This is a genomic window from Microbacterium schleiferi (genome assembly GCF_020781975.1).
Lineage (GTDB): Bacteria > Actinomycetota > Actinomycetes > Actinomycetales > Microbacteriaceae > Microbacterium.
In genome coordinates, this window is sequence record NZ_JAJGNI010000011.1 from 24499 (window position 1) to 50531 (window position 26033).

Genomic DNA, 26033 nt, shown 5'->3' on the forward strand with positions numbered 1-26033 from the left:
GCAACACGCCGTGTTCCTCTCCGAAGGCGCGGCGTGTCGCGACAAGTGTGCGGGGCAAGCGCCGGTCCCGCAGCGATTCACTTGCCCCAAACCGCGCAGTGCGCCAACGCTCCACGGCGTGTTGCGGCAAGCGAAGCCGTTGCGCCGAACCGACGGCGTGAGCCCGGGGGATCAGCCCCGGGCCGCCCACCAGTCCCGCAGGCGCTTCTCGGCCTCGGCCTCGCCGAGCACTCCCTCATCCAGCCGCAGGTCAAGCAAGAACCGGTAAGCCTCGCCAACCTCGCGGCCGGGACCGATACCCAGCACCTCCTGGATCCGGTTCCCGTCGAGCTCGGGGCGCATCGCGTCGAGCTCCTCCTGCGCGGCAAGTTCAGCGATCCGTCGCTCGATGTCGTCATACGCGGATGCCAGACGCGCTGCCTTGCGCTTGTTGCGGGTCGTGACATCGGCGCGGGTCAGGATGTGGAGGCGCTCCAGTTCGTCGCCGGCATCCCGCACATATCGCCGCACCGCGGAGTCGGTCCACGCCCCCTCCGCGTACCCGAAGAACCGCAGGTGCAGCTCGATGAGCGTCGTGATCGTGTCGATCGTCGCCGCATCGAACCGCAGCTCCTTCAGGCGCTTACGCGCCATCCGCGCACCCTTGATGTCGTGGTGGTGGAACGTCACACCGCCGCCCGGCTCCAGGCGGCGCGTAGCGGGCTTGCCGATGTCGTGCAGCAGCGCAGCAAGCCGCAGCGGCACGTCGGGCTCGGCATCCGGATGCCGCTCGTGCTCGAGCTCGATCGCCTGACGCACGACCGTCAGCGAGTGCTCGTAGACATCCTTGTGGTGGTGGTGTTCGTCGATCTCGAGCCGCAGCGCCGGAACCTCGGGCAGGAACTGCTCCATCAGCCCCGTCTCGACAAGCAGACGGATGCCGCGCAACGGGTCATCGGTCTGCATGAGACGCACGAGCTCGCCGTGGATCCGCTCAGCGCTGACGATCCGGATGCTCTCGCGCAACCGCTGCATCGCCGAAACCGTCTCGGAATCGACGTCGAACGACAGCTGGGACGCGAACCGGGCGGCGCGCAGCATCCGGAGCGGATCGTCGCCGAAACTCACCGCGGGATCGGCCGGAGTTCGCAGTCGCTGTGCGAGGAGATCCTCGACTCCGCCGGAAGGATCGACGAGCTTTTGCGACGGAACCCGCAGCGCCATGGCGTTCACAGTGAAGTCGCGGCGCACGAGATCACCTTCGAGCGTGTCACCGAATTCGACAGTCGGTTTGCGGGTAACCCCGTCATAACTGTCGGCCCGATAGGTCGTGATCTCGACCTGCTCGGCACCTCCACCGGGAAGCGCAATCCGCGCCCCGATCGTGCCGAAATCCCGCCCGATGTCCCAGTGCGCCGTGCTCAACGGCGCAACAATGCGCAGGATGTCGTCGGGTCGCGCGTTCGTCGTGAAGTCGAGATCGTGCGTGGTTCGGCCCAGCAGCGCATCGCGCACCGGACCGCCGACGATCGCGAGTTCGAAGCCCGCTTCCTCGAACGCCGCCGCAACTGCAGCGACGACGGGAGAGGTGGCGAGGGCGCCCAGGCGCGCGACACCCTCAGCCATGTTCAGCATGGGACCGAGCCTACCGGTGGGGGTCCGTGGACTCCGCTGCGCGTAACCCCCCCCCAGCCGAGTTGTCCCTCGTCCAGACGAGTTGCACTCCATTCAGTCGAGTTGCACCTCCCAACAAAGACCAACTCGGCGAAGCGAAGACCAACTCGACGAAACAAACACCAACTCGGCGAAACGAAGACCAACTCGGCGGTCCTGGAATCCGCTCCGCGGGGTGCGGGTCAGGGGGACATGCCCTCGCCGGCTGCGCCGGCTCCCGCCAGACCCGGTGCCAGCCCCCTGACCCGCACCCCGCTCCGCTCCGTGTTTCCGCTCGGATGCCTCGCTCGGCGAACCGGCGCCAGCAGCGAGGCTCAGGCGACGGGGTCGAGGAAGCCGAGGAAGGCGAGTTCGCGGACCCGCGGCAGCAGGTCGGCACGAAGTGCTGCGGCATCCACCTCGAGCAGCTCGGCTATCGCGTCGATGAGCACTCCGACTGGGAGGTCACCGTCGCACGCACCGACGAGCGCCGCGAGACCCGGATCGACCGTGAGCGTGCGGCCGAAACCCCGACCCTGATGCAGCTCGATGACGGTGGGGTCCTCAGCGCCGGGCACGAAATGGCGCGCTTCCGTGACGTCAGGGGCGGTCGTGAAAACGGATGCCGCGAGCCCGACGTCATCGCGGATTCCCAGCACATCGTGCACCGCGACGGCCCGGGCAAGGTCCGCGCCCAGCCCCTCCTGCGGGGAGGGCGAGCTCACGCGCTCGAAACGCGACAGGGGAGCCGTGCCCGCCCCGGGGCGGCGCAGCAGGACGTAGCCGAAGCCGATGCCGGTCACCCCGCGCTGCTCGAAATCCTGCAGCCACAGGTCGATGAGGGCTGCGTACTCGGGTGAGCCCGGCGGCGTACCGCCATCGCGCACCCACAGCTGGGCATAGTCGAGGGGGCTGAGGATCTCGCGTTCGATGACCCACGCATCCATCGGCACGGATGCCGCGGCCACCCACTCCCGCACACGATCGAGGCCATCGCGTCCGTCGCGGTACTCCCAATTGCCGAGAAACTGCGCGATACCGCCGTCCGCGAGCACATCAGCCACTCCGGTGACGACCTGCCGCACGAGATCATCCCCGACAGCGCCGCCGTCGCGGTATTCGTAGGCGGGAGCCGAGACCCCGTCGGCGGTTGCACCGCGCGGGGTGATGACAAACGGCGGATTCGAGACCACACGGTCGAACCGCTCGCCGGCGACCGGGTCGAAGAGGCTGCCGTGGCGCACATCGATGCCGTCAGCGCCGTTGAGTGCGGCGCTCAGGCGCGCGAACCCCAGTGCACGGCTCGAGATGTCGGTCGCGACGACCTGGTCGGCGTAGAGGCGCGCGCGAAGGGCCTGGATGCCGCATCCGGTGCCGAGGTCCAGCACTCGACCCGCCGGCGTGGGCAGCTGCAGGGCCGCGAGGGTCAGCGACGCCCCACCAACCCCGAGCACATGATCGGTCGGCAACGCTCCCTCGAGGGCCGCTTCGTCGAGATCACTCGCAATCCACCACTCGCCAGCATCGGCATCCGTCTCGCCGCCCCACTCCTGCGGTCTGACCAGGGCGGCCGGCACCACTGTCTCACCGTCGATCATCGCGAGACCGAGCGTGACGAGTCCTGCAGCTCCGGTGCGGGGCAGTGCACCGTCGACGGCGTTCACCGGCTGCTGCATCCCGAGTCCGAGCAGGCGTGCGAGGGTTGCAAGAGCGTCGTCGCGTGGCGCGAGCGCACGGACGGCCGGCCCCCGCAGACCGCGCCCGATCGCGGCATCGCCCACGGAACCCCAGGCGTTCCGCAAGGCCTCGGCCGTGTAGCCGGCGGCTGTCAGGTCAGACGCCAGGGCGGCGCACGTCGTGGAGTCGGGATGAAGGGGCATCGTCACGGATCCATTCAAGCGCGGACGGCCTGCGGGATGCTCCGAGGCGCGGACCGTAGAATTCCGGCGGGATCCGCACGATCAGCGGTCGTCCCGCGATACGACATGACCGCGCCCACCCCGCTCCCCGCATCCGCGCCTCCCGGCCACCCTGTGCCGCGCCGCCGCACCGGTCTCAGCGGACTCGTACGCCGCCTCTCGGCAACTGTCGCGATCGGGGTGCTCTTTGCAGCCGGCGGGCTCGCGACGGATGCCACGCCAGCCGCTGCCGCAGCAACGCCGACCCCGACGGCAACCGCCGTTGATCCGCAACTCGTAGCGGCTCCCCTCTCTGGCGGTGTTGTTTCACCCGGCGACTCGCTCGCCCTCTCGATCGGCCTCACCGCAGGATCCACGCCGCTAGCCGCGACGCAGGTGACCGTCGCGATCGGCACCGAACCCCTGACCACCAGGACCGACGTCGGTGACTGGCTCGCCTCCCCCCTGACCGAGCGCACCCCGACGATCGTCGGCACCGCGTCGCTCGACCCGGCTGCGGCCGGCGAGCGCACGAGCGCCATCGTGCGCGTCCCCGCAACCGACCCGGTGCTCACCGACCGCACCCCCGGCGTCTACCCCGTGCTCGCGAACGTCACGGTGGCGGGGCGCACCCTGCGGGCTGCGTCAGTCTTCGTCGTGCCCACCGGGGCGGCCTCGGATGTCGCGGTCATCGTGCCGATCACTGCCCCACCGACGGGCCGAGGCCTGCTCAGCGCCGACGACCTGGCATCACTGACCGCTGAGGACGGCGCACTGACCGCGGTGCTCACCGGTGTTCAGGGAACTGACGCGATCCTCGCGGTCGACCCCGCGATCCTTGCCGCGATCCGGGCCCTCGGCACCACCGCCCCGGCGACCGCTCGAGACTGGCTCGCACGCTTCGAGGCGCTCCCCAACGACCGGTTCGCGCTGCAGTTCGGCGACGCCGACCCCTCGGCCCAGGTCGCCGCCGGGGTTGTGCCGCCGCTGGCACCGACCTCGCTTGCCGCCTACATCGACCCGGCCGGCTTCTCGGGCAACGATCCCGAGCCGACCCCCACCGCCACCGCGACGCCTTCCGAATCCGACACGGATGACGAGTCCGGGCTCCCCACGCTCGACGAGCTCCTGGACGTCGGCGCCACAACCGACATCTGGTGGCCCGACGCTGTCACTGCCGAGGTCGTGGCCGCACTCGGCGCAGGCGGGGCACTGACACTCACCGACACGACAGCCATCGCAGCCCCGTCGCCTGCGGCGCATGCTCGCGCCGGCGATGCAGGCCTGCTCGTCGCCGATGCCGACGTGAGCGCCGTGCTCTCGACGGCTGCCGTGAGCGCCGATGCGCTTGACCGCGCGGCAGCCCTCGCCGAGGCATCCGCCCTTGAGGCGCTCCCCGTGACGGGAAGCGCGACGGTGGTTGCCCTCGACCGCAACCCGACGCGCAGTGCCGTCGCGCTGCGTGCTGCCATCGACGCGGCTCAGGCCCTCCCGGGCGCACGGCCGCTGGGACTCGCCGCTCTGATCAGCAGCGAATCGAGGGAGGTGACCATCACCGACCAACCCCTCGCCACGACGCGGATCGAGGTCGTTCCGACGCTGCTGGACGGTGAGCAGCGCATCGAGTCCTTCGCCAGTGTCATCGCGGAGCCGTCACTGCTGACGGGTGCCGAGCGCGCCGAGATCCTGCAGCTCCTGAGTCTCGGCTGGACGGGGCAGGATGCCGCGTGGGCCGACGCCCTCGACGCGCATGCCGAGGCCACGCGGGCTACCCTCTCGTCGGTTGCGATCCTGCCGCCGAGCCCGATCCAGCTGGTCGCCGCCGACGCCGAGATCCCCGTGGGCATCAAGAATGACCTGCCCTATCCCGTGACCGTCACCCTGCACGCCCGCAGCGATGACCTGCGACTCGAGGTCACCGAAAGCAGCGAGGTCGAGATCGGACCGCAACAGAGCACGCGCGCCTCGCTCCCCGTGAAGGCGCGGGTTGGCAGCGGCACCGTCGAGGTGGATCTGTCACTGACCAGCCCCACCGGCGTCCGTATCGGCACCGACCAGTCGCTGGAAGTGAACGTGCGCGCCGACTGGGAGACGATCGGGCTCGTCATCCTGTCGGTCCTTGCGGCGGCGTTCCTCGCTATCGGCGCGGTTCGAACCGTCCGTCGCATTCGTCGCCGCCCCGAGAGCGGGGGCCCTGAGACCGAGGGCCCCGAGACCGAGGGCCCTGAGACCGAGGGCCCTGAGACCGAGGGCCCTGAGACCGCAGCAACCGACACCGCGGGCGCCGACACCGCGACGGATGCCGACAGCACCGCGCCGAAGGAGCAGTCGTGAGTTCGATCGGGCGTGCAAGCACCCTCATCGCCGCCGGCACGCTGGTGTCGCGGCTCACCGGGTTCCTGCGTTCGATGGTGCTCGTCGCGGCCGTCGGCTCCGTGGGGAGCCGCGCCGCTGACGCCTTCACGATCGCGAATCAGCTACCGAACAACCTCTACGCGATCATCTCGACGGGCCTGCTGACCGCGGTCGTCGTGCCGCAGATCGTGCAAGCTGCCGCGCACGCCGACGGCGGCCGCGCCTTCATCTCGAAACTGTTCACCCTCGGCACCGTCGCCCTGGTTGTGACCACCGCCATTGGCACGGTCGCGGCTCCCCTCCTCGTGCAGCTGTATGCGTCGCAGTTCACGCCCTCCCAGTTCGCGCTGGCTACCGCATTCGCGTACTGGTGCATCCCGCAGCTGCTGTTCTACGGGCTCTACGCGCTGCTCGGCGAAATCCTGAACGCCCGGAGGGTGTACGGCCCGTTCACCTGGGCCCCGATCGCCAACAACGTCATCTCGATCGCGGGATTCGGCGCCTTCATCGTGATCTTCGGCGGCCCGGTCACCGAGGTATCCGACTGGACACCGACGATGATTGCGCTGCTCGCCGGAACCGCCACCCTCGGCATCGTCGTGCAGGCAGCAGTGCTCATGATCTTCTGGGTGCGAGCCGGATTGCATCTGCGCCCCGACTTCGCGTGGCGGGGCGTGGGTCTTCGCAACATCGGTCGCCTCGCCGGCTGGACCTTCCTCATGGTGATCGTCGGGCAGATCGCCGGGATCGTGCAGAGCCAGATCATGTCGGTCGTGTCTGGTGACGCGCCCGCCGCCACCGTCGCCGCGAACGCGTGGCTGCTGTACATGCTGCCCTTCTCGGTGTTCGTCCTGTCGATCGGCACCCCCTACTTCACCCAGCTGAGCGAGCATGCCGCCGCTGGCCGAGACGAAGAGGTCCGCACCGACATCGCGCGCAGCATCCGTCTTCTCGGCCTGTTCATGGTGATCTCCACCGCGGTCCTCGCCGCCGCCGCAGTACCGGCCTCCCGAATCTTCACCACCACTCCGGACTACGCGATGGATGCGTCGTGGGTGCTGCTGGCTTTCCTCGTCGGGCTCATCCCCCAGACCGTCCTGTTCATCATCGGACGCGTCTTCTACGCCTACAACGACACGCGAACCCCGTTCTTCTTCACCCTCGTGCAGGCGAGCATCGTCATGATCACGGCGGTGCTCGCACTGAACCTGCCGACAGCATTCGTCACCGCCGGCATCGCGCTCGGTCAGTCCCTCGCCGTGTGCGTCCAGCTCTCCCTGGCCACCTGGTTTCTGCGTCGGCGTCTGTCTCGCATCGGAATCCGGCGATGGATGCCGTCCCTTGCCCTGTTTGCCGCAGCTGCTGTTCCCGCGGGTCTCGTCGGCTGGGGCGTGTACCTCCTGTCCGGCGCTGAAACCAGCTGGATGCTCGAGAACCAGGTAACCGGCGCACTCGGCTCTGCTCTGATCGGCATCGTCGCCCTGGCGGTCTACGTCGGCATCCTCGCCCTGCTGCGCGTTCCCGAGCTCACGACGGCATGGCAGACCGTCCGGCGGATCATCTCTCGGCGGTGAACGTCGCTCGACTGAGCCGTGAACGACACTGCGGGCAACCAGGCCCGGGGAATGCCGCGCGGATAGCATGTGTTGAAGCATCCGGAACCGCAACGAAGGGTCGCTCATGCGCAATGTCATCATCATCGGGTCCGGTCCTGCCGGGTACACCGCAGCTATCTATGCGGCCCGGGGTGGGCACCAGCCGCTCGTTATCGCCAGCTCGGTGGAAGCCGGTGGCGAGCTCATGAACACCACCGAGGTGGAGAACTTCCCCGGCTTTCCCGACGGCATCATGGGTCCCGACCTGATGGCAAAAATGCAGGCCCAGGCTGAAAAATTCGGCTCCGAGATCGTCTATGACGACGTCGTTTCCGTGTCGCTCGACGGTGCAGTGAAGTCCGTCACCCTTGGGTCGGGCGCGACCCACGACGCTCACGCCGTGATCTTCGCGACAGGTTCCGCCCCGCGCAAGCTCGGCATCGAGGGCGAGAAGACCTTCTCGGGTCGCGGCGTCTCCTACTGCGCCACCTGCGACGGGTTCTTCTTCCGGGAGCGCGTCATCGCGGTCGTGGGCGGGGGCGACTCGGCGATGGAGGAGGCGACGTTCCTGACCAAGTTCGCCTCGAAGGTCTACATCATTCACCGCCGCGACGAGCTTCGGGCGTCCAAGATCATGCAGGATCGTGCGTTCGCCAACGAGAAGATCGAGTTCATCTTGAACAGCGAGATCATCGACATCAGCGGCGGGGACCAGGTGACTGGCGCGACGCTGCGTAACACCGTCACCGGCGAGACCTCGGAGCTCGCGCTCGACGGGATCTTCGTGGCGATCGGGCACGACCCGCGCACGCACCTCGTGCACGGCGTGCTCGAACTCACCGAAGACGGCACGATCCAGCTCGAAGGTCGGTCGTCGCGCACGTCGGTCCCCGGCGTTTTCGCCGCCGGCGATGTCATCGACCCGACGTACCGACAGGCTGTCACCGCGGCGGGCTCCGGCGCCGTCGCAGCTCTGGATGTGGAGCACTACCTCGCCGCTCTTCTCGAAGACGCCACCGACCCCCTCCCTGACGAGCCCGTCGACGTCCCCTCCGAGGCATTGGCCTGAGCGCCGCGCACGCATCGGAACAATCGCGCCCCCTGACGCGTTTTCATAACTGAACGTTTTGACGAAGGAGAACACATGAGTGCCTCAGCTACGACCTCGGCGACGTGGGACCAGGATGTCCTGCAGGCCGAAGGCCCCGTTCTTGTCGACTTCTGGGCAGCCTGGTGCGGCCCGTGTCGCATGGTCGCCCCGGTGCTGGATGAAATCCAGGCCGAGCACCCCGACAAGATCACGATCCTCAAGCTCAACGTCGACGAGAACCCCGACCTCGCGATGAAGTATCAGATCACCTCGATCCCCGCCATGAAGGTCTTCCAGGGCGGCGAGGTCAAGACGACGATCATTGGTGCAAAGCCCAAGTACGCACTGGAACAGGATCTCGCCGAGTTCATCGGCTGACCCTTCGTTCCCACAGGATGCCGCGGTTCCCTCAGGGTCCGCGGCATCCGTCATTTCTGGGCCTTGCGCGGTGTGCGTCTTCCGCGCGGGGTCGCGCTGACGGATCGCCTCACGGAACGTCGGGAAGCAGGGAATCCCACGTGCGGTGGCGCGCGGAGCCGAGAAGCCGCCACACCGCACGGGTGAGCGGCGGGTAGTCCAGCGCGATCTGCCGGAGCACCCGGTAGTGACGGATGCCGGTTGAGGGCAAGCCGGTGGTGAGGATGTTCTCGGCACGCAGCATCAGAACGACGAGTTCATCCACGGTGGGGAGATCGTCCATGAACTCCCAGGGATCTTCGCCCGCGCGCAACCGCTCCTCGACCAGAACCGACAGTTCATCAGCCGCTTCGGCGCGCAGCAGCTCGAGACTCGCCCGACGAGTCGGGGCCGAATTCTCGCGCGTCATTACTCCAGCGTACGTCGCTCTGAGGCTACGTCGCCCGGATGTGAATGATCAGGAACCGAAGCCCTCGACACCGAGCTCGGCAAGAATGCGGTTGAGGTCCTGAATACTTGCGAAGTCTATGCTGATCTGGCCTTTTTTTGCAGCGAGTGTGATCTTCACCCGAGTGTCGAGGCGATCACCGAGCCTCTCAGCCAACTCGTCGAGGTGACCGCGGCGGCCCCCAGCCTGAGGCTTCGCAGGCTTACGGCCAGCGGATGCCGCGCCCTTCGCTGCAGCTTCAGCCTCACGGACCGACAGGTCTTCGTTCACGATCTTGTCAGCGAGACGCGCCATGGCGTCATCTCCCTCGACCGACAAGATGGCGCGCGCGTGTCCGGCGCTGATGACCCCGGCTGCCACGCGCTGCTGCACGGGGATCGGCAGCTTGAGCAGGCGGATCGTGTTGCTGATCTGGGGCCTGGAGCGACCTATCCGTCCCGCGAGTTCCTCCTGCGTGATGCCGAAGTCCTCGAGCAACTGCTGGTAGGCCGACGCCTCTTCCAGGGGATTCAGCTGTGAGCGGTGCAGATTCTCCAGCAGAGCGTCCCGCAGGAGATGCTCGTCTGCAGTGTCGCGGACGATCGCTGGGATCGAGTCGAGTCCCGCCTCCCGGGAAGCCCGAGTGCGTCGCTCGCCCATGATGAGCTCATAGGTCCCGTCACCGCGATCGCGGACCACGACGGGCTGGAGCACACCGAACTCGCGCACACTGTGGACGAGCTCCGCGAGTTCGTCAGGGTCGAAGTTCGTGCGGGGCTGGCGCGGATTGGGAACTATCGTGTTCGGGTCGATGTGGATCAGCCGGGCTCCCGGTACCGTGACGAGATCCTCCGCGGGAGGCGCCTCCGGGAAGAACACGTCTACCGGCCGACTCTCGCCCTGATCGGCGGTAGGGATGAGAGCGCCGATTCCTCGACCGAGTCCCGTTCGCTTGGCCATCACTCGTCCCTTTCCTCAGCCTCGCGATCCGGGGCTGAACCCTCGGCGTCGACATCCGCGCTATCCGCACGGTGATCCCGTCGGACGATCTCCACTGCCGCCTCGCGATAGGCCACCGCCCCGACCGACTGACCATCGTAGGCGATCACAGTCTGCCCGAAGCTCGGGGCCTCGGAGATGCGCACCGAACGGGGGATGACGGTGGTGAGCACCTGGTTCGGGAAGTGCGCGCGGACTTCGTCAGCAACCTGCTGCGAGAGGCGGGTACGCCCGTCGTACATGGTGAGAAGAATCGTCGAGAGCGTCAGTGTGGGATTCAGATGCTTCTGAATCATCGACACCGTCCCCATCAGCTGGCTGAGCCCCTCGAGCGCGTAGTACTCACACTGGATCGGAATGAGTACTTCGTCTGCGGCGGTGAAGGCGTTGATCGTGAGCAGGCCGAGCGAGGGCGGACAGTCGATGAGCACGATGTCGATATCCGCGCCCTTCTTCGACAGGTACTTCTCCAGCGCGGTACGCAGCCGTCGTTCGCGAGCAACGAGCGAAACGAGCTCGATCTCGGCGCCAGCCAGATGGATCGTGCTCGGTGCACAGAACAACCGGGGGGACTCGGGACTCTGCTGGACGACCTGGGACAGCGGTCGCTCCTCGACCAGAACGTCGTACACGCTCGGGGTCTCCGCGTTGTGCGGGATGCTGAGCGCCGTGGATGCATTGCCCTGGGGGTCCAAGTCGACGACCAGCACCCGGGCACCCATGTGCGCGAATGCCGCTGCGAGGTTGACGGTCGACGTTGTCTTACCTACGCCGCCCTTCTGATTCGACACCGTGAAGATCCGTCGTCGACCCGCGTACTCCAGCGGGATCGCGTCAAGGGCCCGACGACGGGCGGTGAGGTCTGCGAGCTCGCGTGCCAAGGGGGTGTCGTAGAACGAGTCCGTCGCGGGATCCTCGTCGTGTTTCACGTGAAACGCTCCGATCGGGTCAAGGGCTTCTCTACTCTACGTGCGGCTTCCGACCCGGCCCGGGGTCGATCCGATGGCTCACCGTTCCACGTGAAACATGCTGCCGCACTCATGACTGCCTCGAGCGGCTCAGCCACCGACGGTGGCGTGAACGACACGGGTTGTCTCGTCGAGAACGCCCTCTCCGAGAGTGAGTACCCCGACGTCGGTGAGTCCGAATCGACGGATCTGCTTCTGGGCGGCTTCGATCTCCGCCTCGGCACCTCGCCCCTTGAAGAGCATGAGCCTTCCTCCGGGACGAACCAGCGGAGCCGTCATGGGAATCAGCGTGCGAAGCGCACTCACAGCACGCGCAGTGACGACATCGACGGATGCCTCGGGCGCCCATTCCTCCGCACGAGCACGAACCACGGTGACGTTGCCGAGACCCAAAGCGTCGGCTTGCTCCGTCAACCAGGCGACGCGCCGCTCCATCGGCTCGACCAACGTCCACGTGACGTCGGGTCGGGCGATAGCCAGGACGATTCCCGGGAGGCCCGCCCCCGAGCCGATGTCAGCAGCGCGCCCATCGAAGAGGGGGGCAGCGATCGCACTATTCAGAATGTGCCGCGTCCACAGTCGCGGAAGCTCCAGGGGACCGATGAGTCCTCGGGTCTCGCCCTGCTCGGCCAAAGCCGCCGTGAACTCACGGGCAAGGTCGATCCGCTCACCGAACAGGGCAGCCGCTGCGGCGGGTTCGGCCTCAAGAGTGGTCATCGATGTTTCACGTGAAACGCGCACTCAGGCGCGGCGGATCACGGTGTGTCGATCGGCGCCCTCGCCGTACGACTCGGAGACAAGGCCACGCTCGGCGACAAGGTCGTGGATGAGCTTGCGCTCGTAGCTCGACATCGGGGGGAGCGAGGCCTGCGACGCACCCTCGTCCAGCCGAGCGACAGCACGATCCACGAGGGCATCGAGCTCTCGCTGTCGCGTGTCGCGAGAACCGCCGATGTCCAGGATCAGGCGCGAGAAGCGCCCGGTACGGTTCTGCACAGCAATGCGCGTAAGTTCCTGGAGCGCCTGGACGGTCGTCGGGTCGGCTAGAGCACCCAGATCTGCCGCTCCCTCACCGCCGTCCTGCTCGATAGAGACGTACGCGCGACCGTTGCGAACGTCCAGGGCGAGGTCGCCATCGATGTCCGCGATGTCGAGGAGTCCTTCAAGGAAGTCGGCGGCAACGTCGCCTTCCTGCTCCAGGTCTTCGATCGTCGCCTCTGCGCGAGACGAAGCGGTGTCGGGGGTCGTTGTCATCTCCACCCTCTTGTTCCTACTTGTTCGATTCCGGTGAGGGTGATGGGCCCTCCGCTGCACTGCCCGTGGGGCGCGGATTCTGTGGCCGAGAGGTGGCGCCGCCAGCGGAGCGGTTACCCTGCTTCTTCGCGCGCTGCTTACTCATCGGCTGCTCACGCTTCGGAGCCTGAGCCTTCGCCTTCTCAGCCTCTTCCAGCAGTCGCTGCTGCTCGGCCAAGTACTTGTCCATCGGCACGACCTTGCCGCTGGAGTCGATCGCCTTGCCCTTGCGAGCCAGTCGCTCCTCGCGCTGCTTCGCCGCCTCGGAGCCCGGGGTCGGCATCTCACGGATGACGATGAACTGCTGAACCATCGTCCAGATGTTGCTGGTGAACCAGTAGAGCACGACACCCAGCGGGAAGAAGACACCCGAGAAGACGAACGCGAACGGCAGGACCCACAGCATGATGCGCTGCATCTGGTAGGCCTGGCCGGTCTTGGCCTCGGGGGAGAGGTTCTTGGAGATGATCTGGAGCTGCGTGAAGAACTGCGAGGCGATCATCAGGATGACGAGCACGACGAGGATCATCACGGCAGGCGTGTTGCCGGTGTTCCAGGCGTCGATGAGGGTCTCGTGCAGGGACGCAACTCCGAAGAGGGAGGCGTCGTAGAACTGCTTGGTGAGCTCCGGGCCGAGCACGCCGACACCACCGAGACCGAGTTCGGCGTTGACCTTGACGCTGCTGAGCACGGAGTACAGCGAGAAGAACACCGGCATCTGCACGAGCAGCGGAAGGCACCCGGAAACGGGGCTCGTCCCGTGCTTCTTGTACAACGCCATCGTCTCGCGGCTCATGGCCTCGCGAGAGAGCTGATCCTTCTTGCCGCGGTACTTGTCCTGGATCTTGCGGAGCTCGGGAGCGATCTCCATCATCTTGCGCTGCGACTTGATCTGCTTGACGAACAGCGGGATGAGTGCGGCACGCACGACGACGACGAGGCCGACGATCGCCAAGACCCAGGTGATGCCCTCGGCCGGAGGCAGTCCGATCGCGGTGAAGAGCCAGTGCCACGCGACGAGGATGAGTTCGACTACCCACTTCAGTGGCCACAGGATGATGCCGAACAGATCGAAGCCGCCGCCGGCCGCCGCGGTGGGCGACGGAGAGGGGGTCGCATTGGCGAGGAGATCCAGCAAGGATCAGTCCTTTCTGCGTGGCACGACGAACCCGTGCCGGGTGAGATCGAAGGGGAAGTGCTCGTGGGGTGGAACGTCATCGACGCCACCCTTCGCCCACGGATGGCATCGACTCAGCCGTGCCGCCGCGAGGGCTGCTCCCTTGAGAGCGCCGTGCTGTTGTACAGCGCCGACGGCATAGGCCGAGCACGAGGGATAGTACCGGCACACGTCGCCGTAAAGGTGGGAGATCGTCGCACGGTATCCGTGCAACAGCGCAAGCACGGCGTTGCGAGGAACAAGGGGAACAGCCCGAGCCACGTCAGCGGAATCGAGGTGCGCGTGGCCGAGAGCGTACGAGGGCAGCTGACTCATCGACGCTCTCCCGTGAGACAGCGCTTGACCTCGCTGGCGAGAACGTCGTACGGTGCGTCAGCCGCGGCGGGCAATGCGCGGATGACGACCTGGGACCCCGGGCGGACCTCATCGACGAGGCCGGCACTGATCGCCTTCAGCCGTCGACGCACAGTGTTGCGCGTGACCGCAGAGCCGACCTGCTTACTGACGATGAAGCCGAACCGAGACGGCCCGGCATCCACCGAAACCGTCGTATAGCTCATGAGGTGCGCAGCCACACACCGGCGACCCCGGCGGACGACGGAACGATAGTCCGCGCCCCGGGTGATCCGGTGGGCGCGCGCAAGCACTGTGAGGTCAGGCCGAGAGTTCGCTGCGACCCTTGGCGCGGCGAGCCGAGAGGATGGCACGGCCGGCGCGGGTGCGCATGCGGGCGCGGAAGCCGTGCTTCTTGGCGCGGCGGCGGTTGTTGGGCTGGAACGTACGCTTGCTCATGAGATCACTTCCGGATGTGGTGTCGCCGGGATGCTCACACCGGGACGATGAATCGGGGACGGCCGCGAGGGCACAAGTCAACCGACTAAGGGTACGTCGCGAAGCTCCCGAACTCAAACCGACCGGAGGGGAAGGAACATTATCCCCAGCGTCATCCACCATCTGGAGACGACACGCGCGTCGCGTCTACAGTTGATTTTGCGCTGACGGATGCCGCTGACTACCGTTGCTCCGAAAGTTATCCACAGCCGGGGACGGGCTCGCCGCACCGATGCCGCTAATGCCTGAGGGGGGCCATGGTGACCCAGGAGATTCCCGATGTTCCGGTTTGGACTGCCGCACTGGAGATCATGCGCGGGGACGATCGCATCACTCCGCAGCTCGAAGGATTCCTCAATCTCGCGGTGGCGCAGGGCGTCATGGGTGGAACCCTCTACCTCGATGTTCCCAATGAGCTGACCGCAGCGCAGATCAACAAGAGGATGCGCGCGCCGATTCTCGAGGCACTGGCTCACGCTGAGGATGGCAGTGGTGAAACCATTTCGGCGTTTCGCGTTGTCGTGAATCCGGAACTCGCCGAGTCTCACCTGACAGCGGTCATGCCGCTGGCAGCCCCGCCCGCGGCATCCGTTCACCGCGCTGCCGAGGAACCCGTCGAGTCGACGAACACCCCGTCGCGAACCGACACGCGCTTGAACCCGAAGTACACCTTCGACAACTTCGTCATCGGCCAGTCCAACCGGTTCGCTCATGCAGCCGCGGTAGCCGTCGCTGAGGCGCCGGCCAAGGCCTACAACCCGCTCTTCATCTACGGCGATTCCGGACTCGGCAAGACCCACCTCTTGCACGCGATCGGCGATTACGCGATCAGCCTCTATGCCGGGATCAAGGTTCGATACGTCTCGAGCGAAGAGTTCACGAACGACTTCATCAACTCGATCGCCAACAACCGGGGCGCCGCGTTCCAGGCTCGATACCGGGATGTCGACATCCTCCTCATCGACGACATCCAGTTCTTGCAGGGCCGCGCAGAGACCCAGGAAGCCTTCTTCCACACCTTCAACCAGCTCCATGACCACGACAAGCAGGTCGTGATCACGAGCGACGTGCCCCCGAAGCACCTGACCGGGTTCGAAGATCGGATGCGGAGTCGGTTCGAGTGGGGCCTCATCACCGATGTCCAAGCACCCGACCTCGAAACGCGCATCGCGATCCTGCGTAAGAAGGCGCAGAGTGAGCGACTCCACATTCCCGACGACGTCCTGGAGTACATCGCCACCGCGGTCTCATCGAACATCCGCGAACTCGAGGGCGCACTCATCCGGGTCTCGGCTTTCGCGAGCTTGAACCGCTCGAGCCTCGACATCTCGCTGGCCCAGACCGTGCTGCGCGACATCATCGATCAGGATGACGCCAACGTCATCTCACCGACCGACATCATCGCGGCCACCGCTACGTACTTCAAGCTTTCGGTCGACGACCTTTACGGGTCCAGCCGCTCGCAGGCAGTCGCCACCGCCCGTCAGATCGCCATGTATCTGTGCCGAGAGCGGACGAGCCTCTCGCTGCCGAAGATCGGGCAGCTCTTCGGGAACCGCGATCACACGACGGTGATGTACGCCTACAAGAAGATCAGCGACCTCATGAAGGAACGTCGCTCCATCTACAACCAGGTGTCTGAGATCACCGCTCAGCTGGGCCGCAACGGCCGCTGAGCCGACTCGCTTGCGACGAATCCGGGGCTCATAGGAAGCTCATGGATTCTCATTTGACACGACGCGGGTGGTGGCACAAAAATACGCGTTCCCCACAGTGTGGATAACTTGTGGATAAGTGTGGAAGCTGCACGCTCAGTTGTGAATGAAGCTGCGCGCGCTTGTGGAACGAGAGCTTCCGTCGCGAACGCCGACGCGTCGCTTCACGCAACTCATCCGCAGTCCCTCCACAAATGACACGAATGTGGTTTCGGCTCGGCACAAGGGATCGCGCGATTCATCCACAGTTCCCACAGCTGTTAACACCATGACAAAGAACTTCTTGAGATGAATCCGGTTCGATGACCTTCGGTGCGACGCTGCCGTCAGGGCGAGCCCCCGCGGATCTCTTGAAGTCACAAGACATGTGGGCACTAGCATGGGAGAGCCCAACCGGATCGAGGGAGCGCACGTGAGGTTCGAAGTCAACCGCGATGTGTTCAGCGAGGCTGTGTCGTTCGTCGTCAAGCTGCTGCCACAACGCAATCCGCAGCCGATCCTGGCGGGCATCCTCATCGAGGCAAGCGCAGACGGCCTGTCGTTGTCGGCGTTCGACTACGAAGCATCGGCACGAACCCTCATCGAGGCAACGGTCGATGACCCGGGGACGATTCTCGTCCACGGTCGATTGCTGTCCGAGATCGCGAACCGGTTGCCCAACGCTCCGGTCACTGTTCGCGTTGACGACGACGGTGGGATCCTGCTGACCTGCGGTTCGGCGACCTTCACGCTCGCATCCATGCCGGTTGCCGAGTACCCTGCGATTCCCGAAGTCACGGGCGAGTCGGGTCTCGTCCCCGCCGAAGATTTCGCCACCGCGATCGCGCAGGTGGCCTTCGCGGCATCCCGCGACGATGTCACGCCGGTGCTGACCGGTGTTCAGCTCGAAGTCTCCGGCAACCGTCTGAGCCTCGTCGCCACCGACCGCTACCGGGTCGCCCTGCGGGAGATTCCCTGGGATCCGGCAGGTGGAGCATCCGAAGCGGGTGCGACAGCTCTCGTTCCCGCCCGCACTTTGACCGAGGTCGGCAAGACCTTCGCGCACTCGGGGCAGATCTCGATCGCGTTCTCGGGGAGCGGCGACCGCGAGATCATCGCGTTCACGGCGGGCAACAAGACAGTCACGTCTCTGCTGATCAAGGGCAACTTCCCTCCGGTCCGCCGGCTGTTCCCCGAGCAGACCGAACACCACGCAGTCGTCAGCACCTCGGAGTTCGCCGAAGCGGTGCGCCGTGTGTCGCTGGTGCTTGACCGGTCAGCGCCGCTGCGGTTCACGTTCACCGCAGAGGGCGTGTCGATGGATGCCGCCGGCACCGAACAGGCCCGGGCTACCGAATCCGTCGATGCGACGCTGAGCGGTGACGATGTCACGCTGGGCTTGAACCCGCAGTACCTGCTCGAGGCTCTCGGCGCGGTTCGCAGCGAGTTCGCACGGGTGACCTTCACCTCGAGCGATAACGCCAACAAGCTGAGCCCCGTGCTGATTACCGCCCAGACCTCGGTCGACCGTTCGGGCGAGGATTCCTTCAAGTACCTGCTGCAGCCCAACCTGCTGCTGCGCTGATCGCCGACGCGGGTTGCGCGTCGCCGGTGGCGGATAGCCTGTACCGATGATTGTCGAGCGGCTGAGTCTCACCGACTTCCGCAACTACGCTCGTGCCGAGCTTGAGCTCTCCAGCGGACCGACGGTTCTGGTCGGAAGCAACGGACAGGGCAAGACGAATCTCGCTGAAGCTGTCGGATATCTCGCGACGGCCGGTTCCCACCGCGTGTCATCTGACGCACCGCTGGTGCGCGACGGTTCGGACTTCGCCATCGTTCGGGCAACCCTCGCGCACGGGGAACGGCGGTTGAACGTCGACGTCCAGATCAATCGCCAGGGCTCCAACCGTGCACAGGTGAACGGAACCGGCATCCGCACCGGAGAGCTCGGACGTTACGCGCATGTCGTCCTGTTCGCGCCGGAAGACCTGCAGATCGTCCGCGGTGATCCGGGCGCGCGGCGCCGCTTCGCCGACCAGCTTCTGGTGCAGCGATACCCGCGACTGTCGGCGACACTCGCCGACTACGACCGCGTTCTCAAGCAGCGCGGGGCGCTGCTGAAATCGGCCCGCGCCAGGCGCCTGGACGCTGAAGCCCTCCCGACCCTGGATGTGTGGGATGACAAACTCGTCGCCCTCGGGGTCGAGATCATCCGCGCGCGCGAGGCACTGGTGCGGGATCTCGCGGGACCGATCGCCGATGCATACGCCTCGATCGCCGGAGCCGATCACGCCCCGGATGCACGGTGGGTGCTCGCGGTAGACGGCGCCGACCCCGATGACGACGAGGGCCCGGCCGGCGTCACCGAGACCGGCGACCTGTTCGAGCGATTTCGCGCCGCGTTGCGCGAAAAACGCGCATCGGAACTGGAACGGGGGGTCAACCTCGTGGGTCCCCACCGGGACGACCTCCTACTTTCGCTTCGGGGCCTGCCCGCCCGCGGGTACGCCTCGCACGGCGAATCGTGGTCGCTGGCCCTGGCGCTGCGTATTGCGTCGGCGCACCTGCTCCGAGCCGACTCTCAGCTCGGCGACCCGATCGTCATCCTTGATGATGTCTTCGCCGAACTCGACGCGGGTCGCCGGGCGCGCCTGGCCGACATCGTGGGTGAGTTCGAGCAGGTGATCGTGACCGCCGCGGTCGAGCAGGATGTTCCCGCGGCGCTTCGGGTCGGTACGGTCCGGGTCGAGGCGGGCACCCTGAGTGGCACCGGCCCCGCTGAGCGGGACGTGTCGTGAGCACGGAGGCGGAAAGGACATCGTCGGTTCCCGAGACCATCGCCACGTACCTGCGTCTGCGAGGGCTCGCCCCCACGGCCCGCGTCGCCCGCCGCCGGAGGCGCAGGACCGATGACGAGAACGAGCCGTTCACGGCGGGTCGCGACCCGAAGGGGGTCGCCGACATCCTCACCGACCTCACGCGGGAGGCGGGATGGGACGCACAGCTGGCGCGGGAAGATGTGGTTCTCACCTGGAACGAGGTTGCCGGGGCCGAGACGGCCCGCCACACCCGTCCGGTGGGCTTTGTCGACGGCATCCTCACCGTCCAGGCCGATTCGACGGCGTGGGCTCGGCAGCTGCAGAACATGCGCTCGCAGATCCTCACCGAGATCATTCGTCGGTTCCCGGACGCCGGGGTCGAGAGCGTCCGCTTCATCGGGCCGGACGTCCCCTCCTGGAAATGGGGGCCGAGAGCCGTTCCAGGCCGCGGTCCGCGCGATACCTACGGCTGACCCACCTCCCGGGACGTCGCGGCGAATTTCATCGCGCCACAGGCCCGCAGAGCGCTGAATGCTGCCCTGGACTTGATAGACTGTCCGATAGTCCTATCGTCGATGTGGAGCGCCTCTCACCATGCCCTCAGAAGTCCCTGAAAGCGTTCCCGAAGATCCCCAGCTCGCAAACGCCGGCAAGGTCCAGAACGAATACGGGGCTGACGCCATCCAGGTCCTCGAAGGACTGGAGGCGGTGCGCAAGCGACCCGGCATGTACATCGGCTCGACCGGTGAGCGGGGCCTTCATCACCTGGTGTACGAGATCGTCGACAACTCGGTCGACGAGGCCCTGGCCGGCTATTGCGACACCATCACGGTCACGATCCTCGAGGACGGTGCCGTTCGGGTGGTCGACAACGGCCGCGGAATCCCGGTTGACATGCACCGCACCGAGGGAAAGTCCACCGTCGAGGTCGTCCTGACGGTGCTCCACGCCGGCGGTAAGTTCGGCGGCGGCGGATACGCGGTCTCCGGTGGTCTGCACGGCGTCGGCTCCTCGGTCGTGAACGCCCTGTCGACGCGCCTCGAGGTCGAGGTCAAGCGCCAGGGATTCGTCTGGCGCCAGTCGTTCCGAGACGGCGGAACTCCGCTCGCACCGCTCGAGAAGGGCGAGCCGAGCGACGAGACCGGAACGACCATCACGTTCTGGCCGGATGCCGGGATCTTCGACACCGTGCACTTCGACTACGACACCCTCCGGACCCGTTTCCAGCAGATGGCCTTCCTCAACAAGGGGCTGCGGATCACGCTGCGAGACGAGCGCCCGGAGTCCGCCTACGTCGTCGACGACCAGTCCAGCGATGCGGCCGCCACCCAGCCCCACGATGACTTCCTCTACGAGCGCGGGCTCGTGGACTATGTCGAGTACCTCAACAAGGTGCGCAAGACAGAGGTCGTCAACGACGAGATCATCGAGGTGGAGTCCGAAGACACTGACCGCCACATTTCGCTCGAACTGGCGATGCAGTGGACCACGAGCTACACCGAGAACGTGTTCACCTTCGCGAACACCATCAACACGCATGAGGGCGGAACCCACGAAGAGGGATTCCGCGCCGCGTTGACGACGCTCGTCAACCGGTACGCGCGTGCCCAGGGCATGCTCAAGGAGAAGGATGACAACCTCACGGGTGAAGACATCCGTGAGGGACTCACCGCCGTCATCTCGGTGAAGCTCTCTGAGCCGCAGTTCGAGGGTCAGACCAAGACGAAGCTCGGCAACACCGAAGCCAAGGCTTTCGTGCAGAAGGTCGTCGGCGACCAGTTGACGGACTGGCTCGACCGCAACCCCGCGCAGGCCAAGAACGTCATCCGCAAGGCGATCGATGCGGCAACCGCACGACTCGCTGCTCGCAAGGCACGCGAAACCGCACGCCGCAAGAGCGTTTTCGAGTCGGCGGCGATGCCCGACAAGCTGAAGGACTGCGTCTCCAAGGACCCGTCGATCAGTGAGATCTTCCTCGTCGAGGGGGACTCGGCCGGTGGCTCGGCTGTCGGTGGTCGCGATCCGCACACCCAGGCGATCCTTGCCCTTCGCGGAAAGATCCTGAACGTCGAACGCGCGCGCCTTGACCGGGCCCTGGGTAACAAAGAAGTCCAGGCGATGATCTCCGCCTTCGGCACGGGTATCGGTGAGGACTTCGACATCGCGAAGGCCCGGTACCACAAGATCGTGCTGATGACGGATGCCGACGTCGACGGTCAGCACATCACGACGCTGCTGCTGACTCTGTTGTTCCGCTACATGCGCGGGCTCGTCGAAGCCGGCTATGTCTACCTGGCGCAGCCCCCGCTGTACCGGATCAAGTGGACCAACTCCCCCCACGAGTACGTGTACTCGGACCGCGAGCGGGACGCGCTTCTGACCGAGGGAGCTGCCGCGGGCAAGCGCATCCCCAAAGACAACGCGATCCAGCGCTACAAGGGTCTCGGTGAGATGAACGCCGAGGAGCTGTGGGAGACCACGATGGATCCGCTGACCCGGACGCTGCGCCAGGTCACCATCGACGATGCCGCCGCCGCCGATGAGATCTTCTCGATCCTCATGGGCGAGGACGTGGAGTCCCGCCGCGGGTTCATCCAGCGAAACGCGAAAGACGTCCGCTTCCTGGACATCTGAGTACGCGAGCACATCGAAACGACGAAGTAGAGACAGACATGGCAGACGAACAACGTCCCGAGCCGGTGCACAACCACGGTCGAATCGATCAGGTCGACCTGCAGCTGGAGATGCAGCGGTCCTACCTCGACTACGCGATGAGCGTCATCGTCGGCCGCGCCCTTCCCGACGTGCGCGATGGGCTCAAGCCCGTGCACCGCCGTGTGATCTACGGCATGTACGACGGCGGCTACCGCCCCGACAAGTCGTTCTCGAAGTGCTCGCGTGTCGTGGGCGAGGTCATGGGTCAGTATCACCCGCACGGTGACTCGGCCATCTATGACACCCTCGTCCGCCTCGTTCAGCCGTGGGCGCTGCGATACCCGCTAGCGCTCGGACAGGGGAACTTCGGTACCCCCGGAAACCAGGGGGCTGCCGCACCGCGATACACCGAGACCAAGATGGCGCCGCTCGCGTTGGAGATGGTCCGGGACATCGAGGAAGAGACTGTCGACTTCCAGCCCAACTACGACGGGCAGACGCAGGAGCCGATGGTGCTGCCGGCGCGGTTCCCGAACCTGCTTGTCAACGGGTCGGTGGGTATCGCGGTCGGGATGGCGACGAACATCCCGCCGCACAATCTGCGCGAGGTTTCCGCCGGCGCACTCTGGGCACTCGAGCACCCCGACGCCACCCGCGAGGAGCTTCTCGAAGCTCTCATGGAGCGGATCCCTGGCCCCGACTTCCCGACATCCGCGCAGATTCTCGGCACCAAGGGAATCAAGGATGCCTACCGCACCGGCCGCGGATCGATCACGATGCGCGCGGTGGTCAATGTCGAAGAGATCCAGGGCCGGACGTGCCTGGTGATCACGGAGCTGCCCTACCAGGTCAACCCCGACAACGTCGCGGTGAAGATCGGTGACCTCGCCCGCGAGGGCAAGATCACGGGCATCGCCGATATCCGCGACGAAACTTCGGGCCGCACCGGCCAGCGCCTGGTCATCGTGCTCAAGCGCGACGCTGTCGCGAAGGTCGTGCTCAACAACCTCTACAAGCACACGCAGCTGCAAGAGAACTTCGGCGCGAACATGCTGGCCATCGTCGACGGTGTGCCGCGCACGCTGCCGCTTGACGGTTTCATCAGCTACTGGATCGAGCACCAGGTCGAGGTGATCGTCCGGCGCACCCGATTCCGCCTCCGCAAGGCCGAAGAGCGGATGCACATCCTGCGCGGATACCTCAAGGCGCTCGACGCGCTCGACGAGGTCATCGCCCTCATCCGTCGCTCTGCCACCGTCGATGATGCGCGCGAGGGTCTGAAGGATCTGCTCGAGATCGACGACATCCAGGCCGATGCGATCCTGCAGATGCAGTTGCGTCGCCTCGCCGCCCTCGAACGGCAGAAGATCATCGACGAAGCCACCGAGCTCGAGGCTCAGATCCTGGACTTCCAGGCGATCCTCGCCGACCCGATGCGCCAGCGTTCTATCATCCGCGACGAACTCACCGCTATCGTCGAGCGCTTCGGCGATGATCGACGCACCGAGATCCTGCCCGGCTACGACGGTGACATGTCGGTGGAAGACCTCATCCCCGAAGAAGAGATGGTCATCACCGTCACTCGCGCCGGGTACATCAAGCGCACGCGCAGCGACAACTACCGGTCGCAGCACCGCGGCGGCAAGGGCGTCAAGGGCGCGCAACTGCGGGCTGACGACGTCGTCGAGCACTTCTTCGTGACGACAACCCACCACTGGCTGCTGTTCTTCACGAACAAGGGCCGCGTCTACCGGGCGAAGGCGTATGAGCTTCCCGAGGCGGGGCGCGACGCGAAGGGCCAGCACGTCGCGAACTTCCTCGCGCTCCAGCCCGAGGAAGAGATCGCTCAGATCCTCGACATCCGCGACTACCAGGCAGCCCCCTACCTGGTGCTGGCCACCCGCAGCGGCCTGGTGAAGAAGACGCGCCTGACCGAGTACGACACCAACCGCCAGGGCGGCGTGATCGCCATCAAGCTGCGCGGCGGTGAGGGTGAGGATGCCGGAGACGAACTGACCTCCGCGATGCTCGTGGACGAAGGCGACGACATCCTGTTGATCAGCCGGGAGGGTATGTCGCTGCGGTTCACCGCGACGGATGCTGCGCTTCGCCCCATGGGACGGGCGACCGAGGGCGTCAAGGGAATGTCGTTCCGCGGCGACGATTGCCTGCTGTCGGCATCCGTGGTTCGTGACGAGGGATACGTGTTCGTCGTCACCGAAGGCGGCTACGCCAAGCGCACGGATGTGGCCCAGTATCGGGAGCAGGGCCGCGGTGGCCTGGGCATCAAAGTCGCGAAGCTGACTGAGGATCGAGGGGTTCTCGCGGGCGGCTTGATCGTCTCGGAGGAGGACGAGGTCTTGGTGGTTCTTGCCAGCGGCAAGGTGGTACGCTCTGCCGTGGCCGAGGTCCCCGCCAAGGGTCGCGACACCATGGGTGTCGTCTTCGCCCGCCCCGATGACGAGGATCGCATCATCGCGGTCGCGCGTAACGGAGAGCGGGTTGTGGCAGAAGTCGCCGCGGCCACGGATGCGTCGGATGACGCCGCCTCCCCCCAGATCGTTGAAGGAAGTCCCGACGCATGACGACGGTTGCCGACAAACTCGCCAAGAAATCCAGCAAGACCACGACGAAGCAGGTGCGCCTGCGGCTCGTTTACCTTGACTTCTGGTCGGCCGTGAAGCTGTCGTTCCTCGCGGCTGTCGCGATCGCCATCGCGACCGTCGTGTTTTTCGTCCTGATCTTCCTGATCCTGGAGAGCACGGGCCTCATCTCGCAGGCTGACGAGTTCATCGGCAGCGTGACCGGCGAAGCCTTCTCCATGTCGGCAATCTTGTCGCTCCCGCAGGTTCTGGCGTTCTCGGCGATCGTCGCGATCCTGAACCTCGTGGTCGTGACCGTTATGGGCGCCGTTGTTGCCGGCATCTACAACCTCGCGGTGAAGGTCACCGGCGGACTCCTCGTCGGCTTCACCTCGAACTGACGCGCCAGCAGTTCACGCATCGGCTCGGCGAACGCCGGCGCTAAACGACGGTGGTGCCGAGCAGGGTACCGATCGCGTAGGTTGCCGCTAGCGCCAGCGCGCCACCGATAACCAGGCGCAAGACGGCGCGTCCCTGCGACGCGCCGCCCAGGCGCGCGGAGATAGAACCGGTGACCGCCAGCGCGATGAGCACTGCCACGACGGTGACCGGCACCCGCCACTCCGGCGGGGGGAGCAGAATCGCGAGCAGCGGCAGAAGCGCTCCGAACGTGAACGCCACAGCCGACGAGAACGCGGCTTGCCACGGGCTGACGAGGTCGTCCTGATCGATGTGCAGTTCCACCTCGAGGTGAGCCGCGAGGGCGTCGTGGGCCGTGAGCTCCTTCGCGACCTGCACCGCGGTGTCGCGACTGAGACCCCGCTCCTGGTAAAGCTGCGTCAACTCTTCCAGCTCTTCCGCCGGCATCTCGGCCAGTTCGCGGCGCTCTTTCGCGATGAGTGCGCGTTCGCTGTCGCGCTGACTGCTCACCGACACGTACTCGCCGAGCGCCATCGAGATAGCGCCACCGACGAGGCCGGCCACACCTGCGAGCAGGAGCGCCGGAGTGTCGGTCGTCGCGCCCGCGACACCGACAACGAGTGAGGCAACGGAGACGATGCCATCATTGGCACCGAGAACACCGGCTCGCAGCCAGTTGAGCTTCTGGCTCACGCCGGTGGCGTGCGGCTCGTGGGCGTGTGTTGCGTCTGTCACGCCGCTCAGTCAACAACTCACCATGGCGGTGCGCAATGAAGGATCGGCTAAGCGAACTCCGACGGCGGACCGGGAGGGGCCGCGCGGAGCGCTCGCTGCGACCCAGCGCCCGGATTCGTGGAAACCGCGCCCCGTCGGGTAAAGTCTTGGAGGTTGACGGTGCGATGCGCCGACAGCGCACGGGGCTATAGCTCAGGCGGTTAGAGCGCTTCACTGATAATGAAGAGGTCCCAGGTTCAAGTCCTGGTAGCCCCACGCAAGCCCCGGGGCCTTAGCTCAGTTGGTAGAGCGCCTGCTTTGCAAGCAGGATGTCAGGAGTTCGAATCTCCTAGGCTCCACAGTTTTCCTCCGGAGGTTCCCTGCCTCTCGCAACGTCACGCGCGCGTAACAGCCGCCGCGTAGCGTTGCGACACCGCGGCACGTGCGTGCGCGGCGAAGGGAGC

The 26033-nt window shown here is 66.1% G+C and carries 23 protein-coding genes and 2 tRNA genes; 13 read left to right on the forward strand and 12 right to left on the reverse strand.

Going from position 1 to position 26033, the window contains the following annotated elements; genetic code table 11:
* Positions 1-171: 171 nt before the first annotated feature.
* Positions 172-1614, reverse strand: a complete 1443-nt coding sequence (locus tag LL236_RS12680; protein ID WP_228179198.1) for a CCA tRNA nucleotidyltransferase — start codon at positions 1612-1614, stop codon at positions 172-174.
* Positions 1615-1967: 353 nt separating this feature from the next.
* On the reverse strand, positions 1968-3512 hold the full coding sequence (locus LL236_RS12685) for a DUF7059 domain-containing protein (protein ID WP_228179255.1): 1545 nt from the start codon (positions 3510-3512) through the stop codon (positions 1968-1970).
* A gap of 105 nt (positions 3513-3617) precedes the next feature.
* On the opposite strand from LL236_RS12685, the gene LL236_RS12690 reads away from it, so the two are divergent.
* From LL236_RS12690 to trxA, 4 genes are all read left to right on the forward strand, one after another.
* Positions 3618-5864 (forward strand): DUF6049 family protein, encoded by a 2247-nt coding sequence (locus tag LL236_RS12690; protein WP_228179199.1) that lies wholly within the window; start codon positions 3618-3620, stop codon positions 5862-5864.
* Positions 5861-7459 carry a murein biosynthesis integral membrane protein MurJ gene (murJ, locus tag LL236_RS12695; protein ID WP_228179200.1) on the forward strand — a complete coding sequence of 533 codons (1599 nt, stop codon included), beginning with the start codon at positions 5861-5863 and terminating at the stop codon, positions 7457-7459. Before LL236_RS12690 ends, murJ begins: the two co-directional genes overlap by 4 nt.
* A 106-nt stretch (positions 7460-7565) precedes the next feature.
* Positions 7566-8549 carry a thioredoxin-disulfide reductase gene (trxB, locus tag LL236_RS12700; protein WP_228179201.1) on the forward strand — a complete coding sequence of 328 codons (984 nt, stop codon included), beginning with the start codon at positions 7566-7568 and terminating at the stop codon, positions 8547-8549.
* Between the two features lie 75 nt (positions 8550-8624).
* A complete protein-coding gene (gene trxA / locus LL236_RS12705) occupies positions 8625-8948 on the forward strand; it encodes a thioredoxin (protein ID WP_228179202.1) in 324 nt (107 codons plus the stop codon).
* Between the two features lie 109 nt (positions 8949-9057).
* On the opposite strand, the gene LL236_RS12710 is transcribed toward trxA, so the two are convergent.
* The 9 genes from LL236_RS12710 to rpmH all read right to left on the reverse strand — a co-directional run bounded on the left by LL236_RS12710 (position 9058) and on the right by rpmH (position 14643).
* A complete protein-coding gene (locus LL236_RS12710; protein ID WP_228179203.1) occupies positions 9058-9396 on the reverse strand; it encodes a tryptophan synthase subunit alpha in 339 nt (112 codons plus the stop codon).
* A 48-nt stretch (positions 9397-9444) separates the two neighbouring features.
* Positions 9445-10374, reverse strand: coding sequence for a ParB/RepB/Spo0J family partition protein (locus LL236_RS12715; RefSeq protein ID WP_228179204.1), 930 nt, complete (start codon positions 10372-10374; stop codon positions 9445-9447).
* Positions 10374-11342 carry a ParA family protein gene (locus tag LL236_RS12720; protein WP_308017280.1) on the reverse strand — a complete coding sequence of 323 codons (969 nt, stop codon included), beginning with the start codon at positions 11340-11342 and terminating at the stop codon, positions 10374-10376. The genes LL236_RS12715 and LL236_RS12720 overlap by 1 nt, the downstream gene beginning before the upstream one ends.
* A 129-nt stretch (positions 11343-11471) precedes the next feature.
* A complete protein-coding gene (gene rsmG, locus LL236_RS12725) occupies positions 11472-12098 on the reverse strand; it encodes a 16S rRNA (guanine(527)-N(7))-methyltransferase RsmG (RefSeq protein ID WP_228179205.1) in 627 nt (208 codons plus the stop codon).
* Positions 12099-12122: 24 nt separating this feature from the next.
* The gene (locus tag LL236_RS12730; protein WP_228179206.1) at positions 12123-12635 is read right to left on the reverse strand and encodes a Jag family protein; all 513 of its coding nucleotides are present in this window, start codon (positions 12633-12635) and stop codon (positions 12123-12125) included.
* Positions 12636-12651: 16 nt separating this feature from the next.
* A complete protein-coding gene (gene yidC, locus LL236_RS12735; protein WP_374198033.1) occupies positions 12652-13809 on the reverse strand; it encodes a membrane protein insertase YidC in 1158 nt (385 codons plus the stop codon).
* A gap of 6 nt (positions 13810-13815) precedes the next feature.
* Entirely contained in the window at positions 13816-14166 is a 351-nt protein-coding gene (yidD, locus tag LL236_RS12740) for a membrane protein insertion efficiency factor YidD (protein ID WP_228179208.1), read from the reverse strand.
* On the reverse strand, positions 14163-14498 hold the full coding sequence (gene rnpA, locus LL236_RS12745) for a ribonuclease P protein component (protein ID WP_228179209.1): 336 nt from the start codon (positions 14496-14498) through the stop codon (positions 14163-14165). The genes yidD and rnpA overlap by 4 nt, the downstream gene beginning before the upstream one ends.
* A gap of 7 nt (positions 14499-14505) precedes the next feature.
* A complete protein-coding gene (rpmH, locus tag LL236_RS12750) occupies positions 14506-14643 on the reverse strand; it encodes a 50S ribosomal protein L34 (RefSeq protein ID WP_193597422.1) in 138 nt (45 codons plus the stop codon).
* A gap of 296 nt (positions 14644-14939) precedes the next feature.
* Here rpmH and dnaA point away from each other — a divergent pair, with 296 nt between their 5' ends.
* The 7 genes from dnaA to LL236_RS12785 all read left to right on the forward strand — a co-directional run bounded on the left by dnaA (position 14940) and on the right by LL236_RS12785 (position 24836).
* Positions 14940-16358: a chromosomal replication initiator protein DnaA gene (gene dnaA / locus LL236_RS12755; RefSeq protein WP_374198032.1), complete on the forward strand. Its 1419-nt coding sequence runs from the start codon at positions 14940-14942 to the stop codon at positions 16356-16358.
* A gap of 451 nt (positions 16359-16809) precedes the next feature.
* Entirely contained in the window at positions 16810-17961 is a 1152-nt protein-coding gene (gene dnaN, locus LL236_RS12760) for a DNA polymerase III subunit beta (RefSeq protein WP_228179210.1), read from the forward strand.
* 46 nt (positions 17962-18007) lie between these two features.
* Entirely contained in the window at positions 18008-19177 is a 1170-nt protein-coding gene (gene recF / locus LL236_RS12765) for a DNA replication/repair protein RecF (protein ID WP_228179211.1), read from the forward strand.
* Positions 19174-19671, forward strand: a complete 498-nt coding sequence (locus tag LL236_RS12770) for a DUF721 domain-containing protein (protein ID WP_228179212.1) — start codon at positions 19174-19176, stop codon at positions 19669-19671. Before recF ends, LL236_RS12770 begins: the two co-directional genes overlap by 4 nt.
* A gap of 121 nt (positions 19672-19792) precedes the next feature.
* Complete coding sequence (gene gyrB, locus LL236_RS12775) at positions 19793-21832, forward strand: DNA topoisomerase (ATP-hydrolyzing) subunit B (protein ID WP_228179213.1); 2040 nt, start codon at positions 19793-19795, stop codon at positions 21830-21832.
* Positions 21833-21870: 38 nt separating this feature from the next.
* Positions 21871-24438 carry a DNA gyrase subunit A gene (gyrA, locus tag LL236_RS12780; protein WP_228179214.1) on the forward strand — a complete coding sequence of 856 codons (2568 nt, stop codon included), beginning with the start codon at positions 21871-21873 and terminating at the stop codon, positions 24436-24438.
* Positions 24435-24836, forward strand: a complete 402-nt coding sequence (locus LL236_RS12785) for a DUF3566 domain-containing protein (protein ID WP_228179215.1) — start codon at positions 24435-24437, stop codon at positions 24834-24836. Before gyrA ends, LL236_RS12785 begins: the two co-directional genes overlap by 4 nt.
* Before the next feature lie 40 nt (positions 24837-24876).
* Here LL236_RS12785 and LL236_RS12790 read toward each other — a convergent pair whose 3' ends face one another.
* The gene (locus LL236_RS12790) at positions 24877-25590 is read right to left on the reverse strand and encodes a VIT1/CCC1 transporter family protein (protein ID WP_228179216.1); all 714 of its coding nucleotides are present in this window, start codon (positions 25588-25590) and stop codon (positions 24877-24879) included.
* Positions 25591-25771: 181 nt separating this feature from the next.
* Here LL236_RS12790 and LL236_RS12795 point away from each other — a divergent pair.
* A tRNA-Ile gene (locus LL236_RS12795) sits at positions 25772-25845 on the forward strand.
* A gap of 10 nt (positions 25846-25855) precedes the next feature.
* Positions 25856-25928, forward strand: a tRNA-Ala gene (locus LL236_RS12800).
* The last annotated feature ends 105 nt before the right edge of the window (positions 25929-26033 follow it).

What these genes read in the sequence shown, in the direction of transcription:
- LL236_RS12680 (WP_228179198.1), bottom strand. Translation starts at nt 1,614, where the DNA reads ATGCTGAACATGGCTGAGGGTGTCGCGCGCCTGGGCGCCCTCGCCACC.
- LL236_RS12685 (WP_228179255.1), bottom strand. Translation starts at nt 3,512, where the DNA reads ATGCCCCTTCATCCCGACTCCACGACGTGCGCCGCCCTGGCGTCTGAC.
- LL236_RS12690 (WP_228179199.1), top strand. Translation starts at nt 3,618, where the DNA reads ATGACCGCGCCCACCCCGCTCCCCGCATCCGCGCCTCCCGGCCACCCT.
- trxB (WP_228179201.1), top strand. Translation starts at nt 7,566, where the DNA reads ATGCGCAATGTCATCATCATCGGGTCCGGTCCTGCCGGGTACACCGCA.
- trxA (WP_228179202.1), top strand. Translation starts at nt 8,625, where the DNA reads ATGAGTGCCTCAGCTACGACCTCGGCGACGTGGGACCAGGATGTCCTG.
- LL236_RS12710 (WP_228179203.1), bottom strand. Translation starts at nt 9,396, where the DNA reads ATGACGCGCGAGAATTCGGCCCCGACTCGTCGGGCGAGTCTCGAGCTG.
- LL236_RS12715 (WP_228179204.1), bottom strand. Translation starts at nt 10,374, where the DNA reads ATGGCCAAGCGAACGGGACTCGGTCGAGGAATCGGCGCTCTCATCCCT.
- rsmG (WP_228179205.1), bottom strand. Translation starts at nt 12,098, where the DNA reads ATGACCACTCTTGAGGCCGAACCCGCCGCAGCGGCTGCCCTGTTCGGT.
- LL236_RS12730 (WP_228179206.1), bottom strand. Translation starts at nt 12,635, where the DNA reads ATGACAACGACCCCCGACACCGCTTCGTCTCGCGCAGAGGCGACGATC.
- yidD (WP_228179208.1), bottom strand. Translation starts at nt 14,166, where the DNA reads ATGAGTCAGCTGCCCTCGTACGCTCTCGGCCACGCGCACCTCGATTCC.
- rpmH (WP_193597422.1), bottom strand. Translation starts at nt 14,643, where the DNA reads ATGAGCAAGCGTACGTTCCAGCCCAACAACCGCCGCCGCGCCAAGAAG.
- dnaA (WP_374198032.1), top strand. Translation starts at nt 14,940, where the DNA reads ATGGTGACCCAGGAGATTCCCGATGTTCCGGTTTGGACTGCCGCACTG.
- recF (WP_228179211.1), top strand. Translation starts at nt 18,008, where the DNA reads ATGATTGTCGAGCGGCTGAGTCTCACCGACTTCCGCAACTACGCTCGT.
- gyrB (WP_228179213.1), top strand. Translation starts at nt 19,793, where the DNA reads ATGCCCTCAGAAGTCCCTGAAAGCGTTCCCGAAGATCCCCAGCTCGCA.
- gyrA (WP_228179214.1), top strand. Translation starts at nt 21,871, where the DNA reads ATGGCAGACGAACAACGTCCCGAGCCGGTGCACAACCACGGTCGAATC.
- LL236_RS12785 (WP_228179215.1), top strand. Translation starts at nt 24,435, where the DNA reads ATGACGACGGTTGCCGACAAACTCGCCAAGAAATCCAGCAAGACCACG.